Source organism: Prevotella histicola (genome assembly GCF_055385135.1).
The window spans coordinates 2,036,648-2,054,706 of the sequence record NZ_AP043793.1 but is presented as its reverse complement, the minus strand read 5'-3'; the positions used below and the strand labels follow the sequence as shown (position 1 = coordinate 2,054,706).

At 42.1% G+C, this 18,059-nt stretch carries 16 protein-coding genes; 7 read left to right on the top strand and 9 right to left on the bottom strand.

The annotated features are described in order from the left end of the window. The first annotated feature begins 13 nt into the window (after nucleotides 1-13). Both ACZ48L_RS08315 and ACZ48L_RS08310 read left to right on the top strand, forming a co-directional pair. On the top strand, nucleotides 14-604 hold the full coding sequence (locus tag ACZ48L_RS08315; RefSeq protein ID WP_008822066.1) for a thymidine kinase: 591 nt from the start codon (nucleotides 14-16) through the stop codon (nucleotides 602-604). A 20-nt stretch (nucleotides 605-624) separates the two neighbouring features. Beyond that, nucleotides 625-1,749, top strand: coding sequence for an AI-2E family transporter (locus ACZ48L_RS08310; protein ID WP_314695284.1), 1,125 nt, complete (start codon nucleotides 625-627; stop codon nucleotides 1,747-1,749). Between the two features lie 401 nt (nucleotides 1,750-2,150). Here ACZ48L_RS08310 and ACZ48L_RS08305 read toward each other — a convergent pair whose 3' ends face one another. Then, nucleotides 2,151-3,113, bottom strand: a complete 963-nt coding sequence (locus tag ACZ48L_RS08305; protein WP_025792818.1) for a type I phosphomannose isomerase catalytic subunit — start codon at nucleotides 3,111-3,113, stop codon at nucleotides 2,151-2,153. A 238-nt stretch (nucleotides 3,114-3,351) separates the two neighbouring features. On the opposite strand from ACZ48L_RS08305, the gene metF reads away from it, so the two are divergent. The 4 genes from metF (at nucleotide 3,352) to ACZ48L_RS08285 (ending at nucleotide 7,500) form a co-directional block, all read left to right on the top strand. Further along, the gene (metF, locus tag ACZ48L_RS08300) at nucleotides 3,352-4,308 is read left to right on the top strand and encodes a methylenetetrahydrofolate reductase [NAD(P)H] (protein ID WP_025792820.1); all 957 of its coding nucleotides are present in this window, start codon (nucleotides 3,352-3,354) and stop codon (nucleotides 4,306-4,308) included. Between the two features lie 47 nt (nucleotides 4,309-4,355). Beyond that, nucleotides 4,356-5,495 carry a DNA polymerase III subunit gene (locus ACZ48L_RS08295; protein WP_025792822.1) on the top strand — a complete coding sequence of 380 codons (1,140 nt, stop codon included), beginning with the start codon at nucleotides 4,356-4,358 and terminating at the stop codon, nucleotides 5,493-5,495. A 161-nt stretch (nucleotides 5,496-5,656) separates the two neighbouring features. Continuing rightward, complete coding sequence (locus ACZ48L_RS08290; protein ID WP_025792823.1) at nucleotides 5,657-7,009, top strand: PSP1 domain-containing protein; 1,353 nt, start codon at nucleotides 5,657-5,659, stop codon at nucleotides 7,007-7,009. Then, complete coding sequence (locus ACZ48L_RS08285) at nucleotides 7,006-7,500, top strand: gliding motility lipoprotein GldH (RefSeq protein ID WP_025792824.1); 495 nt, start codon at nucleotides 7,006-7,008, stop codon at nucleotides 7,498-7,500. Before ACZ48L_RS08290 ends, ACZ48L_RS08285 begins: the two co-directional genes overlap by 4 nt. A gap of 294 nt (nucleotides 7,501-7,794) precedes the next feature. On the opposite strand, the gene rodA is transcribed toward ACZ48L_RS08285, so the two are convergent. The 7 genes from rodA to ACZ48L_RS08250 all read right to left on the bottom strand — a co-directional run bounded on the left by rodA (nucleotide 7,795) and on the right by ACZ48L_RS08250 (nucleotide 15,180). Then, entirely contained in the window at nucleotides 7,795-9,270 is a 1,476-nt protein-coding gene (gene rodA / locus ACZ48L_RS08280; protein WP_008822058.1) for a rod shape-determining protein RodA, read from the bottom strand. Continuing rightward, on the bottom strand, nucleotides 9,260-11,515 hold the full coding sequence (mrdA, locus tag ACZ48L_RS08275; protein WP_036870140.1) for a penicillin-binding protein 2: 2,256 nt from the start codon (nucleotides 11,513-11,515) through the stop codon (nucleotides 9,260-9,262). The genes rodA and mrdA overlap by 11 nt, the downstream gene beginning before the upstream one ends. 2 nt (nucleotides 11,516-11,517) lie before the next feature. Next, nucleotides 11,518-12,018 carry a rod shape-determining protein MreD gene (mreD, locus tag ACZ48L_RS08270; RefSeq protein ID WP_025792826.1) on the bottom strand — a complete coding sequence of 167 codons (501 nt, stop codon included), beginning with the start codon at nucleotides 12,016-12,018 and terminating at the stop codon, nucleotides 11,518-11,520. Between the two features lie 90 nt (nucleotides 12,019-12,108). Next, on the bottom strand, nucleotides 12,109-12,993 hold the full coding sequence (gene mreC / locus ACZ48L_RS08265) for a rod shape-determining protein MreC (protein WP_025792828.1): 885 nt from the start codon (nucleotides 12,991-12,993) through the stop codon (nucleotides 12,109-12,111). A gap of 12 nt (nucleotides 12,994-13,005) precedes the next feature. Beyond that, a complete protein-coding gene (locus tag ACZ48L_RS08260) occupies nucleotides 13,006-14,028 on the bottom strand; it encodes a rod shape-determining protein (protein WP_025792830.1) in 1,023 nt (340 codons plus the stop codon). A gap of 47 nt (nucleotides 14,029-14,075) precedes the next feature. After that, nucleotides 14,076-14,672, bottom strand: coding sequence for an IMP cyclohydrolase (locus tag ACZ48L_RS08255; protein ID WP_025792831.1), 597 nt, complete (start codon nucleotides 14,670-14,672; stop codon nucleotides 14,076-14,078). 142 nt (nucleotides 14,673-14,814) lie between these two features. Beyond that, complete coding sequence (locus tag ACZ48L_RS08250) at nucleotides 14,815-15,180, bottom strand: hypothetical protein (RefSeq protein WP_008822051.1); 366 nt, start codon at nucleotides 15,178-15,180, stop codon at nucleotides 14,815-14,817. A 144-nt stretch (nucleotides 15,181-15,324) separates the two neighbouring features. Between ACZ48L_RS08250 and mutY the strand changes: the two genes are divergently transcribed. Then, entirely contained in the window at nucleotides 15,325-16,332 is a 1,008-nt protein-coding gene (mutY, locus tag ACZ48L_RS08245; protein ID WP_025792832.1) for an A/G-specific adenine glycosylase, read from the top strand. Between the two features lie 272 nt (nucleotides 16,333-16,604). On the opposite strand, the gene ACZ48L_RS08240 is transcribed toward mutY, so the two are convergent. After that, the gene (locus tag ACZ48L_RS08240) at nucleotides 16,605-17,873 is read right to left on the bottom strand and encodes an MFS transporter (protein ID WP_025792833.1); all 1,269 of its coding nucleotides are present in this window, start codon (nucleotides 17,871-17,873) and stop codon (nucleotides 16,605-16,607) included. Between the last annotated feature and the right edge of the window lie 186 nt (nucleotides 17,874-18,059).

The window sequence follows — 18,059 nt, the reverse complement described above, 5'->3', positions numbered from 1 at the left end:
CTTTGCATGACATATGATATCTATGGATAATTTAAATGGAGAGAGACGTCGAAGGGGACGTATAGAGGTTATTTGCGGGAGTATGTTCTCTGGTAAGACAGAAGAACTCATCCGACGTATGAAGCGAGCACAGTTCGCTAAGCAGAGAGTTGAGATCTTTAAGTCATCAATTGACACACGTTATTCGGAAGAAAACGTTGTCAGTCATGACCAGAATACCATACGTTCAACTCCCATTGACTCCTCTGGTAACATTCTACTCCTTGCTTCAGACATTGATGTTGTGGGCATAGATGAAGCTCAGTTCTTAGATGATGGGCTGATGGATGTATGCAATCAATTGGCAAACAATGGTGTCCGCGTCATCGTAGCAGGACTGGATATGGACTACAAAGGTGTTCCTTTTGGTCCAATACCTGCACTTTGTGCTGTTGCAGATGAAGTAACCAAGGTACATGCTATCTGTGTAAAGTGTGGCGCATTGGCCTATGTCAGCCATCGACTCATAGCTGATGACCATCGTGTCATGCTTGGAGAGCAACAAGAATATGAGCCTTTATGCCGAGAATGTTACCAAAAGGCCCTCAAAGAAGAGAAAAAATGATTTTAAAAGGATAATACTTTATGCCACAAGTTATCACATTCGATAAATTCATTCGATGGTCATTGATGGCGCTTGCAGCCGTTGCTGTGTTTTTGATTATCAAAGGACTATCAGAAGTTTTACTACCATTTTTCATTGCATGGTTCCTTGCTTACCTGCTCTACCCTATCGTAAAGTTCGTACAATACAAACTACACGTACCAGGAAGAGCAATAAGCATTATCGTAACACTTGCCTTTGTTGTAGCTATCATCACGGCAATCTTCATGTTTATCATACCTCCTATGCTCGATCAGGTGGACCGTTTCACCCATATCATCAACCGATATGTACATGAAACAGCCCATACAAGCAACATTGCAACTATCATTCAACGGTGGATCTTAGAGAATCAGGAACAAATAGAGAAGTATCTGAAGAGTCCAGACTTCACAAATACCATTAAAACTGCCATGCCCAAGCTGTTTTCGGTAATCGGTCAGACGGCAAGTATAGTCATTTCTATCATCGCATCGGTCATTACTTTACTCTACATGTTCTTTATTTTGCTCGATTATGAGACACTAACAGAGAACTGGATAAAGATATTTCCCAAGAACGTACGCCCTTTCTGGGCTGGTTTAGCAAAGGATGTTGAACGTGAATTGAACAACTATATACGTGGACAAGGATTGGTTTCGCTATGTCTGGGAATCCTTTTTTGCATCGGCTTTACAATCATTGACTTCCCGATGGCTATCGGTATGGGAATCCTTATAGGTATTCTGAATCTTATACCTTATCTCCATACCTTTGCACTTATCCCTACTGCGTTTCTTGCTTTACTAAAGGCTGCAGACACAGGGCAGAACTTTTGGATCATATTTGGCTCTGCTTTAGCCGTCTTTGCCATTGTTCAAGTACTGATGGATATGGTGATAACGCCAAAGATCATGGGTAAGGCAATGGGCTTGAACCCTGCTATTCTGCTTCTTTCCCTTTCTGTTTGGGGTGCCCTGTTAGGCTTTATTGGACTTATCATAGCCCTACCTCTAACAACACTCATCATTGCTTACTGGCAACGTTACGTCACTAAAGAGCACAAACTGAATGAGGTTGAGGCATCTTCTGCACCCACTGAGGCAAAAGATGATGATAAGAAATAAGGGAAAATAGCCGTAACAGGCAAGGAAGAATAGTACTTTGACAAGGTACAAATCTGCTAATTTCAACCCATAAGTTGATTAACAAGACAGAGATACTACGTGGTTTATGTAAAATAATATCACAACCTGCTTTTAAACGATGCTCTTTTGCGTTGTAAAAGGTGCCCTTTTGCAACGCAAAACATGCCCTTTTGATGTGTAAAAGATGCCCTTTTGCAACGCAAAAGGGCATCTTTTATTTTACCTTTAATAACTAACTGGCATTCTGATGGTTACAAAACAAGATTTTAAACATTATCTCCTACTTTCCTATCGTAGCCAAAGTAAAAACTGTTAAGATATTTCCTACAACCCTAAACTTGGCTTTCAAACTATCAAAAGTAGTGAGTAAGAATCCAGTTTTACACATAAGACTCCAGGAACTTGATTGTTCCAGAGACCTTCACAGTTGTCATTGTAGCTGGTAAAAGAACACTTTCGCCTGCCTGGAAAGGAGTAACGTTCCCTTCAGCATCCGTTATCTCGCCACTACCAGACAAGCCTACGAAGATTACAAAGGAGTCTAAGTCACTATAATCTATCGTCATTGGTTCCGTAAGATCGTATACAGACGTGGTGAAATAAGGACAACGAACCAACTCAACTGGCTCATCCTTCCGTGGTTCATACTTTGTTCTGTAGTCTGGATAGACCGTATAATCTATACATGCGGCAGCCTCTTTCGTGTGCAACTGTCGATAGTTTCCTTCTTTATCCTTGCGTTTGAAATCGTAAATACGGTAAGTAATGTCGCTTGTTTCCTGTATCTCAGCCAAGAAACAACCAGTACCGATAGAGTGAATACGCCCTGCAGGAAGGAAGAACACGTCACCTTCTTTAACAGAATACTCAGCCAGAGCATCTGTAATGGTATCGTTCTCCACCATCGCTGTATACTCTTCAGGGGTAATCTGCTGCTTCAAGCCACTTCGTAAAGAGGCATCAGCATCTGACTTCATAACGTACCACATCTCCGTTTTACCCCTACTCTTACCCAAAGCCTGTGCCTGTTCATCAGTTGGATGTACCTGAATAGAGAGTTGCTGACGTGCATCGATAAACTTAACAAGCAGAGGAAACTCATTACCAAAGCGTTCGTAGTTCTCTTTTCCCACTAACTTATCCTTCAAAGAGGCAACAAGATCATTTAGTTTCCAGCCTGCATAGTCGCCTTCAGCAACTATACTCTCATTGTCTTTCACACCTGAAACTTCCCAACTTTCGCCTACTTGCTTCTCATTACTGTCCAAATGTTTGAACGGAACAATCTTTTCTCCGCCCCAGATGGTTGTTTTCAGCAGTGGCTTAAACTTAAGTATATTCATAAATCTTCGCTATTTGGAATTACTTTAAATGGTTCTGTACCTTAAACAGATACACTTTTTTTATATGTGCAAAGATACACTTTATTCTCCAAACAACGTCTACCATTCTAACAAAAAAGGACTTTCTAAAAGCACTATCGATGGGTAATACATTCTCTATATGTGTAAACTTATCAGTCTATAAGCCCCGTTTTCTCACTTTTATTTGCTAACTTTGTAGCCAAATGCACAGTAAAGTATGGACATAAAGACACTTCTGAACGACGGTACTACGGAGAGGCGTTTCTCATTTGAGGTATTACCACCATTAAAAGGCAATGGTACCGCATCGCTCTTTCGCAATATTGACCAACTCAAGGAATTCAATCCACAATTCATTAACATAACAACACATCACAGTGAATTCGTATATCACGAACGGGAAGACGGACTACTGGAACGACAAAGCATACGTCGCCGACCAGGAACAATAGCTATTGCGGCAGCTATTCAACAAAGATATGGTATCCCAGTCATCCCACATGTCATCTGTTCGGGTGCCACAAAAGAAGATATTGAATACGAATTACTTGATTTACAGTTCCTCGGCATTGACACACTCATGCTCCTTCGTGGTGACAAAGCACGTGAAGACCGGCAGTTTACACCAACCAAAGGAGGACACAGGCATACAACTGACCTGATAGAACAAGTAAAACTGTTTAATGATGGTAAGTTCATTGATGGGTCAGAGATGAAACATCCAGGTAATCCTTTCACCTATGGAGTAGCCTGTTATCCCGAGAAACATGAAGAAGCGCCTAACATTGAACAGGACCTTCAGTACTTAAAAAAGAAACAAGAGTTGGGTGCTTCCTTTGCTGTTACGCAGCTTTTCTACGATAATCAGAAGTTTTATGACTTCCTACAACGTGCCCGCAACATGGGAATTACGATCCCTATTGTGCCCGGTATCAAGCCTTTTGCTAAGCTTTCACAGCTGAATATCGTTCCAAGGACATTCCACTGTGACATTCCAGAAGAGCTTGCAGGATTAGCAAGGCTCTGCAAAAATGATGATGAAGCACGTGAACTGGGTATTGAATGGGCTACAAGACAAGTCAAAGATCTCTATGCTCACGGCATAAACAATGTACATTTCTATACTGTTTCAGCTGTTAACAGTGTGCATGAAGTGGTCAGACGACTCTTATAAGACTGTGTACCGGACTTTAAGCAACACCTAATTAGAGTACAAGAAAGATGGATTTCTCAAACGTTATAGGACAAGAACCTGCCAAAGAGAGGCTCATACAGATGGTAAAAGAAGGCCGTCTGCCTCATGCTTTGCTCTTCTGCGGACCAGAAGGGGTTGGCAAAATGGCACTCGCTATGGCTTTTGCAAGTTATCTATTGACGAACCCTGACGGTGAAGACAATGGTTCTATAGATACCACTAACGCACTTGCAATGCTGCGAAAGTGGGAACATCCTGACCTGCACTTCTCCTATCCGACCATCAAACGCCCTAACATGAGCAGTGATCATCAGCCAATAAGCAACGACTTTGCGCAAGAATGGCACGAAATGATCATGCAAGGAACCTATTTCACCATGAATCAATGGATGAAACAGATGGGTGCTACAACACAACAGGCCATCATCACAGGAGCAGAAAGTGATGAGTTATCTCGCATATTGGCACTGAAATCAAGTCAAGGAGGCTATAAGATTGCTATCATATGGCGTCCTGAACGCATGAATCTCACCTCTGCCAATAAGCTATTGAAGCTATTAGAGGAGCCACCACACAAGACAATCTTCCTTATGGTGTGTGAAGAACCAGAGAAACTGCTTGAGACTATCATCAGCCGAACGCAACGTATTGACGTAAAACGTATTGATGATGATGCTATAGAGCAAGCTCTCATCACACAAAGAGGTATTGATCACGATGCAGCACACCGCATTGCACGCATTGCAAACGGCAGTTGGCTGAAAGCTTTAGAGACTCTTGACACTGGAAATGAGAACCGCGAATTCCTCAATATGTTCCAAATGCTCATGCGACTTTGCTACATGCGCAATGTAAAAGACCTAAAACGATGGAGTGAAGTGGTGTCTGCCTATGGTAGAGAGAAGGAACGTCGGATGCTCACTTACTTCCAACAACAAGTGCGAGAGAACTTCATTTTCAACTTCCAAAGGCCTGAACTCAACTATATGACACTTGAGGAAGAGGGCTTCGCAAGGAACTTTGCACGCTTCATCAACGAAGCAAACGTCATAGAAATCAATGAACTCTTTGAGAAAGCGAACCGAGATATCGGGCAAAATGCAAATGCTAAGGTTGTTTTCTACGACATCGCACTGAAACTTATAGTGCTTTTACTGAAAAAATAGAGGAACAATCAAGTCAATAGAGACTCTGATAAAGAAGTGCTTCGGAGATATAAAGGCAGTTCATCCTCAACCTTTCAGCAAGTAAATTCAAACCATTTAAGGAATAAGAATACAAAGGCGGCAACGCCCTACAATATATATAACAAACAAGTATACAATCAATGGATTATAAAGATATGAAATTCAAGGTCTGGCATGGCTGTGACAGAGGGTTATGTCACAAAGGTTGTGGCAGGCAAGACCGCCAGTTAAACACCTTTGACTGGCTGGCAGACGTGCCTGGAAACAACCAGACGACCGACCTTGTAGAGGTTCAATTCAAGAATACCCGTAAGGGTTATTATCACAATGTCAATAACCTTGACCTCAAAAAGGGGGACATTGTTGCAGTAGAAGCTAACCCTGGACACGACATTGGAGTAGTTACACTGACAGGAAGACTCGTCAAACTACAGATTAAAAAGGCATCTGGAATAAAGTCACCTGATGACATTAAGCGTGTATATCGGCTTGCTAAAGATGTTGATATGCAGAAATATCAAGAAGCAAAAGCACGTGAACACGCCACAATGATAGAGAGTCGACAGATAGCAAAGGGCTTAGGACTGAAGATGAAGATTGGTGATGTGGAGTATCAAGGCGATGGAAACAAAGCAATCTTCTATTATATTGCTGATGAACGTGTTGATTTCCGACAGCTCATCAAAGACCTTGCAGCTGCATTCCACGTACGTATAGAGATGAAACAGATTGGAGCACGACAGGAAGCAGGGCGCATTGGAGGTACAGGACCTTGTGGTCGGGAGCTCTGTTGTGCTACTTGGATGAAGAATTTCTCAAGTGTTTCCACTACAGCTGCCCGTATTCAAGATATATCCCCCAACCCAACCAAGCTGGCAGGTATGTGTGCTAAGCTGAAATGCTGCCTGAACTACGAGGTAGATGACTACATGGAAGCAAGCAGAAAGCTACCAAGTAAGGAGGTTTTGTTGGAAACAATGGATGGTGAATACCACCTTTTCAAGACAGATATCCTCAGTGGTCAATGCACTTACTCTACTGACAAGAACCTCGGTGCTAACCTTGAGACTATCAGTGCAGAGCGTGCTAAGGAGATTATCGAGATGAATCGACGTGGCGAGAAGCCTCTTTCTCTTCTTGAAGATGGTAAGGCGAAACCTGCAAAGAAGTCTGCTGACTTGCTTGCCGGTGCTGATCTAAGCCGATTTGACAAGGCTAAGAAGCGCAAAAAGAACAACCAACAGCGCAACTATAACGGTCAACAAGGTGGTAGACCACAACGGGAAAATCGCCGAAATCAGCGTGATCAGCAAGACAATAGCCGCCAACAAGGTGACAACAGACGACAACCAAACGAGAATCGTAGGCCACAAAACAGTAACCGTCGCCCCAATAACGGTCCTCGTCCGGTACAACAACAGAGAGAAGGAGCAACTCCTAACGGTAGAAACGAAGGCAGACAACCTCAAAAAACGGAAAGAACGCAAGAATGATACGTAAGGTTTCCACCTTATTATATATAGTAGTACTCATGATTATCATCATGGGCACTGCTTCATGTAATGACCCTCGCACTTACGATCACTATGAAAGTGTATCGCTTCGTGGCTGGTTACGTAATGACACTCTTACCTTTGACATTCCGCGCCAGTGGGAAGGCAACTATCAATTAGCCCTTGGCATACGTGCAACACAATCCTATCCTTACCGCAGTATAAGTATGATCATGGAACGAAAGGTCATCAACTACAGGCACAGGAAGAAGCATGAAACGACCTATCATGATACGATTAACTGTGAGATCGTCACCGATAAGGGGATGTTGGCAGGACAAGATGGCGTCAGTAATACTGAAATACGCCAGAGAATCAGTTCGTTTCATCTAAATAGAAATGACTCTCTGCATATTACTATACACCATATCATGAGTCGTGATGCCGTTCCTGGTATCAGTGATATTGGTATTCAACTCCGGAAGAGATAAGAGTTTGAATATGATCAGCAAAGAAAAGCAAGCCAAGAAATATCCTTACAGAATGCATTCCCATACAAGATGATTATTGATTAAGACTCGTTCTTTTTACCATTCATAATCATTTGGATACCAAATGATTACAAAAGCAAAAATAAAAGGTGCCCTTTTGCAATTCAAAAGGGCACCTTTTACGTGTCAAAAGGGCATGTTTTGCAATGCAAAAGGGCATCTTTTACAACGCAAAAGAGCATCTATTGATTTATAGATGTGAATTTATATTACATTGAATACTAAAAGACCGTCTTATTGACGGATAAGATTACGCCCTGCATCAATGCGTAAGAAAATAAAGAGAAGTAAGGTAAAGCCCCATAGAGAGGAGCCTCCATAACTGAAGAATGGTAACGGAATACCAATAACTGGAGTCAATCCAAGCACCATCCCGACATTTATAAATAGGTGGAACAGGAAGATTCCTGCTACACAATACCCATAAACACGCCCAAACTTAAAGGGTTGTCGCTCCGCAAGGTACATTAAACGCAGAATAAGGAACAGGAACAAGACAAGAACTGAAGCTGAACCGAGGAATCCTTCCTCCTCTCCTACTGTACAGAAGATAAAGTCTGTATCCTGTTCTGGTACAAATTTCAACTTCGTTTGTGTACCATTGAGGAAACCTTTGCCCTGCAATCCACCCGAACCAATGGCTATCTCACTCTGATGAACATTATATCCAGCACCCGCAAGGTCCTCATCTAATCCTAAAAGTACATTGATACGCACCCTTTGGTGAGGCTGCATGACATCGTTCAGTACGTAGTCAGCAGAATAGAAGAAGGCAATTGAACCCAAAGCAAACATTGCTATATACAAGTAATTGCTGAAGCGCGTATTCATAGCATTATAGATAAGATAGCCAATCATACAAGCAGACAGAACCAATTGTATCCAAACGACATCGAATGGTATCACGAACTCTGAGAACAAAAGGGCTAAACCAGTCAAACCAAGTACGTAAGTAAGCAACAGACGTGTGCGCTCTTTATCTCCACTATATACCCATACCATGGCTGAAGTGAAGATCTGTACCAGGAGCAAGACTACAAACTTTCCGACGGATGTTGGCGTATCCCATAACAAAACATTCTCATACTTTATACCCACAACGAAATATATCACCATGGCTAAACCTGTAAAAAGGAATGAACCCGGCATACCTTCGCGATAAAACATGAGAAAGAATGAAAGATAAACCAATGCAGAACCCGTCTCCCGTTGCCCAACAATACACAGCATTGGTAGGAAAATAATGCCACAAGCACCTGCAAAATGCTTCCAGTTCTGGATTGTAAAGCCATAAGCCGACATGAATTTCGCTATTGCTAACGCCGTTGCGAACTTCGCGAACTCAGCTGGTTGCAGGCGGAGAGGCCCCATAACAATCCATGATCGAGAGCCTTTTATACTATGAGGATTGAAGATTGTGGCAAAAAGCAATAGCACTAAAAGTCCATAAATGACGTAGGCAAAAGTGTCATAGAACCGATCGTCCATCATCAACAGAACGAATCCCAAACATATAGAGGTACCAATCCACACAATCTGCATACCCGAACGACTGGCAAGTGAGAAGATCTCAGTATCGCCATAGGTGTAACTGGCACCGCAGACGCTCACCCATCCAAAGGTGAGCAACGCTAAATAGATTCCTATCGTCCACCAATCCAATGAACGAAGAACGCCTGGTTGTCTGTCTGCTGTATAATTACTTGGCACGGTTTATTGTCTCCTTACTTTTCGACTTGTCCTTGGATTGCCCTTTAGATTTACTTTTTTCGTGCTCCTTCGACTTGTCTGTACCCTTATTTTTATCTTTACTTTCCTTTCGGGAGTCCTTATTGTCTTTATTCTTTTCCTTCTCTTTCTCCTTCTTATCGTCCTCCTTATCCTTCTCTTTCTTGTCCTGTTTAATCAATTCTTCAGGTTCTACACGGATAGCAGGGTCATTTTGAGGTTGCTTTTTCTTCTCTTTCTCTTCCGCTTCTTTCTTCTTCTGCGCTTCTTTCATACGCTCTGCTTCTGCCATATCTTGCTTCTGCCGTACCAGCTTCAACGAGTCTTTAATCATATTCACACGCTTAATGGAATCAAGACGGAGAGAATCTGAATGCGTCAATGGGTGCTTGAAGGCATAAGAGATATGACGTTTCTGCAATGCATCTGCCTGAGCTGCATCACCAGGAGTCAGTTTCCCATTGATATACTGCTCAATCATTAAAGAACCGATAGGCACACCAAAGTCTGCTCCAAACCCTCCATTCTCTACATAAACAGCAATAGCTATCTTCGGAGTATCGACAGGTGCGAAGCCCATAAACACCGAATGGTCCTTTCCACGGTTCTGTGCTGTACCCGTCTTACCGGCCAATGAATAGCCAGGATGGAAAGCATGTGCACAAGTTCCACCACGTACAGAGGAGATCATACCCGCTATCACCTCTTGATAAGCTCTGACACTACCTTTCGTGCGGTGGTGTTCCATGTACTTCTTGTCCAAGTTCTTTCCTTGTATATGGCGTACAACATGTGGTGCTATATAGTAGCCCCGATTGGCTATCGTTGCTCCGAGGTTAGCAATCTGCAAAGGCGTAAGGTTCACTTCACCCTGTCCAATGGAGATAGAGATAACAGAAAGTGGGTTCCAATGCTTAAAAGCATGATCATAGAACTGCGCATTAGGAATCATTCCACGCTTCTCTCCAGGCAAATCAATACCTAATTTATACCCAAAGCCCATCGAAACCATGTAGTCACGCCACACATCCATTGCGTCATCAAGGGTTTTATACTTGCGACGATTAGCTAACATGTGATACAATCCCCAACAGAAGTAACTGTTACATGAGGTACTTATTGCAGGAACTATCGAGACTGGAGAGGCATGAGCATGGCAACCAACATGGAGTCCTTTGAAGTAAAAGCCATGATGACAGGGGTATCTGGTAGAGTCAGATACTATACCTTCCGTATAATAAGTCACTGCTTGGCCCGTCTTAAAAGTAGATCCCGGAGGGTATTGTCCCATAATAGCACGGTTAAGTAACGGCTTAGCAGGGTCGAGTGTCATCTCATGTTGATGCTTTCCACGTAGCTTACCAATCATAGCACGTGGATCAAATGTGGGAGAAGAAACCATCGCTAAGATCTGACCTGTCTTAGGTTCTATAGCTACTACAGCACCTAACTTCCCTTCCATCAGTCTTTCTCCCAGAGCTTGTAAGTCGGCATCAAGTCCAAGTTGGATATCTCTTCCAGGTCTAGGCTTTTGGTCATACTTGCCATTCTGGTAACGTCCTTTTATCTGTCCATGGGCATCACGCAGGAGAATCTGGACTCCTTTCTTACCGCGTAAGTCTTTTTCATACTCACGTTCAACGCCCATTTTCCCTATATAATCGCCTGGTTGGTAGTAGTCATCCTCCTCAACATCACTCTGACTAACCTCCGCAACATCACCTAACACGTGTGCTCCAATAGGTCGTTGATACTGTCTGACACTACGTTTCTGCACATAGAAACCTGGAAAACGATAGAGTTTCTCTTGAAAAGCACTGAAATCTTTATCACTCAACTGGCTTAAGAACAACTGTTGTGTGAACCTCGAATAACCCGGATTCTTGTTCCGGTCTTTGATATCGAGCATTCGTTTATTGAAATCTTGCCGTGTAATATGAAGTGCTTTACAAAACTCAAGTGTATCCAAGTGCCCTGCCATTTCATTAGTTACTACCATAATATCATAAGCAGGTTGGTTATACACTAACAGTTTTCCTTTCCTGTCGGTAATAATACCACGGGAAGGGAACTCTATTTTCTTTAAGAAAGCATTTGAATCTGCACTCTTCCGATAGTCGTCACTGGCTATCTGAAGAGCAAAAAGACGAATAATATATATCACCACTATGCCTATTGCAACAGCACTCAGCACAAGGCGACGCTTCTCGAGATCATAGTTCTTCATTCTTAACGCCTCCTAACGTTCTCTACAACAAGAATGAGAATCAATGTAAGTAACGAACTTCCAATGACACATTCCAGCCACTCCAACACATTAAAGAAGCTGAACATCTCCAAAGAGAAGAACACTACATTATATATAAAGGTGAGAATAGAAGCGTACCATGTATATTGTGGTACGCCAAGGGTATCCATTCCTGGTTGAAAATCATCACTACTATCCCTCGGAATGAATGGTTGAAGGACGAAAGGCTGCACTGCTGCAATAAGAGTCAGTGCTCCAGCCGCAACTCCAGGAGTATTTGAGAAGGTGTCAATAACGACTCCCATGAAGAAACCCCATAGCATTGAAGCCCACTGAGGATAGTTACGATGGAGCTGAAGGATAAAATAAATATAGAGCAAAGGTGTGGCAACAGCAAACAGATGGATGTGATTAAGTACAAACACCTGCACTACTATCAATACAGTAAACCACAGCAAACGCTTTAAGAAATCTATATTCATTCTCTTTTCTTATCATTCTCAAGCTGTAAAACCATTATTTCTAAGGTTTGAACAGCCTCCTATTACCATATAAACACCTGCTTAAACAACTTATTGTCCTTGGGTTGCATTCTGCTCTTCCAAAGGTTTGATAGAGTCCTGTGCCGCCTTTATAACTTGACGTTGCTCACGAATAGAGGCATCATCTATGACACATACATCCCTAAGATTGCCAAAATCAGTAGACAACTGTACTGCCAAGCGGTAAGAAAGACCATCTTCAGAATTGTAGACATGCTTGATTTTACCAACTAATACACCTGCTGGAAATACGGAGGAATAACCACTTGTAACAATCCGGTCACCCAACTTGAACTTAGCATGGCGTGGTACATCATCCAAATAAGCCATATTACTAGCCCCACCGTTCCAATGAAGATAGCCAAAATAGTTACGTCCTTGGATAGAACAACTGATATTTGACTTTGAATTCAGCACAGGAATGACTACAGCGTAGTGTATTCCAGCCATATATACAATACCGACGACACCATTTCCACAGGCAACTCCCATGTCTTTTCGTACTCCATCCCATGTTCCTTTATTAATGGTTATGAAGTTATCTGGCCTATCAAGAGAGTTAGAGACAACCTTTGCCTGTATTAAACGGAACTTTGAAAGGAAGTGATATTGCCCTTTCTGAAGATATATGGAATCCTTCGTCTTATCATAAAGTTTCGAAGAGAGTTCTCTAACCTGCTGTTCCAGTTCTACATTACGCTTAGTCAGCTTCTCGTTCAGTGCTCCCATTGACAGATAAGAAGTCACTTTAGAAGTCGCTTCATAAGCCACACCAGTGACATAATTCGCTGATGTGAACCACACACTGCCCTGATAGTCATTGAAACGGAACAAAAGAACCATACTCAAGACTTCCAGGGCAACGAACAAGAACCAGTGCTTGTATTTAGCAAGGAACTCTGTCAGATTGTGCATGAACGTCGATTGTTATCTCATCAAGAACGAGAAACGGTCTACGTTCTTCAATGCTATGCCAGCACCCTTAGCCACACTGTGTAAAGGATCCTCAGCAATATGGAATGGAATGTTAATCTTATCGGTCAAGCGACGGTCTATACCACGCAGTAAAGCACCACCACCACTGAGATATATACCGTTCTTTACGATGTCAGCATAAAGCTCTGGAGGAGTATTCTCCAATGCGGAGAGGACCGCATTCTCAATTTTCGCAACGGTTTTGTCCAAGCAATGCGCAATTTCCTGGTAACAAACAGGAACTTCCATTGGTAAAGCAGTGATTCGGTTAGGACCATGTACGATGTAATCTTCAGGAGCTTCCTCTCCGAGATCCGTCAAAGCAGAACCTACATGTAGCTTAATACGCTCAGCCATACGCTCACTTACCTTTACGTTATGCTGACGACTCATATATTCCTGGATATCTGCAGTAAGGTCATCTCCAGCAACACGGATAGAGTTATTACAAACAATACCACCTAAAGAGATAACAGCAATCTCAGTACTACCGCCACCTATATCAACAATCATGTTACCTTCAGGGGCCTCAACATCAAGTCCCATACCAAGAGCTGCAGCCATTGGCTCGAAAATCAGATAGACATCACGTCCATCAGCATGCTCAGCTGAATCACGTACTGCACGAAGTTCTACTTCTGTAGAGCCTGAAGGCACTCCAATCACCATACGTAAAGATGGTGAAAAGAAGCGATTACCACTATGTACCATCTTGATTAATCCACGCATCATCTGCTCACAAGCAGTAAAGTCAGCAATAACGCCATCATGCAATGGGCGGATAGTACGAATATTTGGATGTTCCTTCTCGTACATCATCTTAGCATCACCGCCCACAGCTATCATCTTATCTGTACGACGATCCAATGCAACAACGGACGGTTCATCAACAACAATCTTATCACCACTGATGATGATTGTGTTTGCTGTCCCCAGGTCCATAGCAATTTCCTGGATAAATGAAAATAATCCCATTAATATTTATTTTGTAAAAGTTACTTTCTTATTACGAATTACCAAGCTTATTCCGCTGCAAACCAGCTATGAATAGCCGTATCATAATGACTACTTACACCGAATGCACGCTCAGCAAACATCTTACGGTCTTCGATATCAGTCTCAGCACCTTTGGTATTGAGAAGCTGAAGGAGTACTGGATACTCTGCTTTGCTTGGTACTATTACAACATCCTTGAAGTTTTTAGCACCGGCACGAATCAAAGAGATACCCCCAATATCAATCTTTTCTATGATATCCTGTGCACTTGCGCCACTGGCAACAGTCTGTTCAAAAGGATAAAGGTCTACAATGACAAGGTCAATTGCTGGGATAGTATACTCTACCATCTGCTTCTGATCCTCTTCATTATCACGACGAGCAAGAATTCCACCAAAGATCTTTGGATGTAAAGTCTTCACACGACCGCCAAGAATAGAAGGGTATGACGTTACGTCTTCCACCTTTTGGCATTCATAGCCTAATGATTCTATAAATTGTTGGGTTCCTCCTGTACTCAGGAACTGAACTCCTTCTTGGTCTAACTTCTTGAGTAAATCATCCAGTCCATCCTTATGAAAAACCGAGATGAGTGCGGTCTTAATGCGTTTTGTACCAGCCATTATAAAACTTTTTATGGATTCGTTCTGCAAAGTTACTAATTATAAGCGACTAAACAACATTTTTACTTCAAAAAAACACAAAAGACTGCCAACTATCTTCACAAAGTTAGATAGGTTGGACAGCCTGTTTATTTTATCACTATTACATCTTAATGCCTAAAGCATCTAGGATTCCTTGTAACTCACCACCAGCACCAAGGACCTTATCTACCACACCTTCCTTAGCACCTTTCACCATATAACGTGCACAATCACCCTCTAATTTACCTATACGTTGGCGTTCTGCTGCCGTATAATCAAAGCGTGAAATATTCTTACGTATCTTTCCGAATCTGTTAACGGCCTTTTTCCACTTCTTTACCGTATAATACTGACTGTTATCTCTCAATTCGTATGAGAAATTCTGTAAGTCATTAATAGCTGACTCACGCGTTGCACATGAGCTAACTGTTATGGCTGCAACTACGAAAGCAAGCCCAATGAATAGTATTCTGAATCCATTTCTCATCTTTTTTTATAATCTCTAATTTAAAATATATAATCATTTCCCGAAAATAGTTATCAAGGCAAATGTAGGAAATAATAATGGTTCTGACTAGAAAAGTAGACTTTTCTTTTCATTCTTTTTCTTCTTTTTAACTACCTTTGTCGTATGAATTTCTCTACAACTCTTCTTCAATGGTTCGCAAAGAATGGTCGTTCACTACCTTGGCGAGAGACTTCTGACCCTTATGCGATATGGCTCAGCGAGATTATCCTGCAGCAAACTCGTATAGTTCAAGGGCAATCTTATTGGGAACGTTTCATGAAACTGTGGCCTACTGTGTCCGATCTTGCCCATGCAACAACAGATGAAGTTCTGAAGGCTTGGCAAGGATTGGGATATTATTCACGCGCAAGAAATCTCCACACAGCTGCCATGCAGATTGTTGAAAGGGGACAATTTCCTAAGACATACAAAGAGCTAAAGACGCTAAAAGGGGTTGGAGACTATACCGCAGCTGCCATTGCATCAATCGCTTTTGGAGAAAATGTTGCCGTTGTTGACGGAAATGTCTATCGTGTCCTTGCCCGTTATTTTGGGATTGACACTCCTATTGACACCACAGAAGGCAAGAAACTGTTTCAAGAACTTGCACAATCACTTATCCCAAGTGACCAGCCTGCTAATTATAACCAGGCTATCATGGATTTCGGAGCAATACAATGTACTCCGACATCACCACATTGTGACACCTGCCCTCTTTGCGAAACATGCATAGCTTTTCGTGAGCAACACATTGATACGCTACCCGTCAAAAGCAAAAAGGTGAAACAACGCGTACGCCATCTCACCTATATCTTTATTCAACACCAAGGTCTTACTGCCATTCACCAGCGTGGTGCAGGGGATATCTGGCAAGGACTATGGGAGCTTCCACAAGCAAAACACCTTGATTCTATTGGAGAAGACACTTGGAAAGGGCATGCACAACTGGTCAGCAAAGACGTAAAACATGTTCTGACACACCAGATTCTTCTTGCTGACCTGTACCTTTGGACACCACAAAACCGACCTCCACTACCAGAAGACTTCATCTGGAGCCCGACAGAAGCACTTGAAGATTATGCGTATCCCAGGCTTATGGAGATTCTATTGCAAGCTATAAAGAAGTACTAAAGAGACCTCCTTTGTAAGAAAAAATCAACTATCGCAAAACAATCTACGCCCTTTTGCAATGTAAAAGGGCGTAGATTGCAATGCAAAAGATGCCCTTTTGACGTGTAAAAGACGCCCTTTTACAACGCAAAAGGGCGTCTTTTAAAAACGATTTTGTAACTCTTTGATTATTTGAGGGTTATAAAGCCGAAAATACTAGTAAATCCTTTAAAACATCAGAGATAATCAATCGGCAAACTGTAAAGACTTTTTAAGTACAAAGAAGACACAGATTACTTTCTTCCAAAGCCGGCATCAATCTTCAACTGATGGGCTACTAAGAACGGGAATACGCACACAATCATAACGATAACAAAGAACCATTCATAGCCAACAAGCTCCGACAAGGCACCAGCAAACAGATTTGGAATCATCATTGACAATGCCATGAATCCCGTACAGAGTGCATAATGACTTGTCTTATGCTCACCCTGACTGAAATAAATCATGAAAAGCATATACGCACTGAAGCCAAAGCCGTAGCCAAGATTCTCTATAAATACAGCTATACTTATAGCTACTATGTTCTGAGGGAGCACATAAGCAAGATAAACATAGGCTATATTGGGTAGCGTAATGGCAGCTGTCATGGGCCAAAGCCAGCGTTTCAGACCGTCACGACTAATCATCATACCACCTAAGATACCACCTAAAAGTAGCCCCACAACGCCCACTACCCCATTTACCGTACCATATTCTATCTCAGAAAGCGCCAAGCCACCTTTCTCTATAGGCGCCTGAAGGAAGAGTTGGGAGATAGGTGTAATAAGAGCTTCGGGTAAACGGAAAAGCAAAAGGAAGCAGATTGTTGTCAGAGCCTGCTTCTTTTTGAAGAAAGATACAAAGGTTTGGGCAAAATCTATCATGAGTTGGCTGGCTGAAACCTCTTCCTTATCAGTATCTTCCGTTGGTCGGGGAAGAATAAAGAAATGGTAAAGTGCCAGACCAATGAACAAAGCCATAAGTCCATAAAAGACCAACATCCACGTTATCTGTACGTTGAATTGCTGATGAAGGAAGCCTGCAACGGCTATCAAGCCACCTTTCCCAACAACCATTGAGATACGATAGAACGTCGAACGGATACCAACAAAGAACGCTTGATCGTGCTGATTAAGTCCCATCATATAGAATCCATCAGCCGCAACATCATGTGTCGCACTACTGAAAGCCAACAACCAGAAGAAACAAATGCTTCCTTGAAGCCACAGAGAGGTATTTATGGTAAACGCTACTCCCGCAAAAGCCGCACCAAGAAGCATCTGCATGATAACAATCCACCAACGTTTCGTCTTCATTAAGTCAAGAAGTGGACTCCACAAAGGTTTTATGACCCATGGCAAATAAAGCCATCCTGTATAAAAAGTAATCTCTTTATCCGAGAGTCCCATCTGCATGTATACCTGTATTGACAGTACCATCACAGCAATATAAGGTAACCCCTCCGCGAAATAAAGCGATGGAATCCATGCCCAAGGAGTAATTTTTCTTTCTGGTTTCAAAACTTAATCATTCTTATATTATTATACAATGCAAGGCATCCACTTATAAATAGATGATTGTTCAAGCGAAGACAAAGATACACAAAATTAACAAAAGAGGGTATATCAGTTATTATGAAATGGAACAAAAGCATAAAAAAAGCACAAATTAGGTAGTATTTCTCTCTCAAACCCAAGTTCTGATGA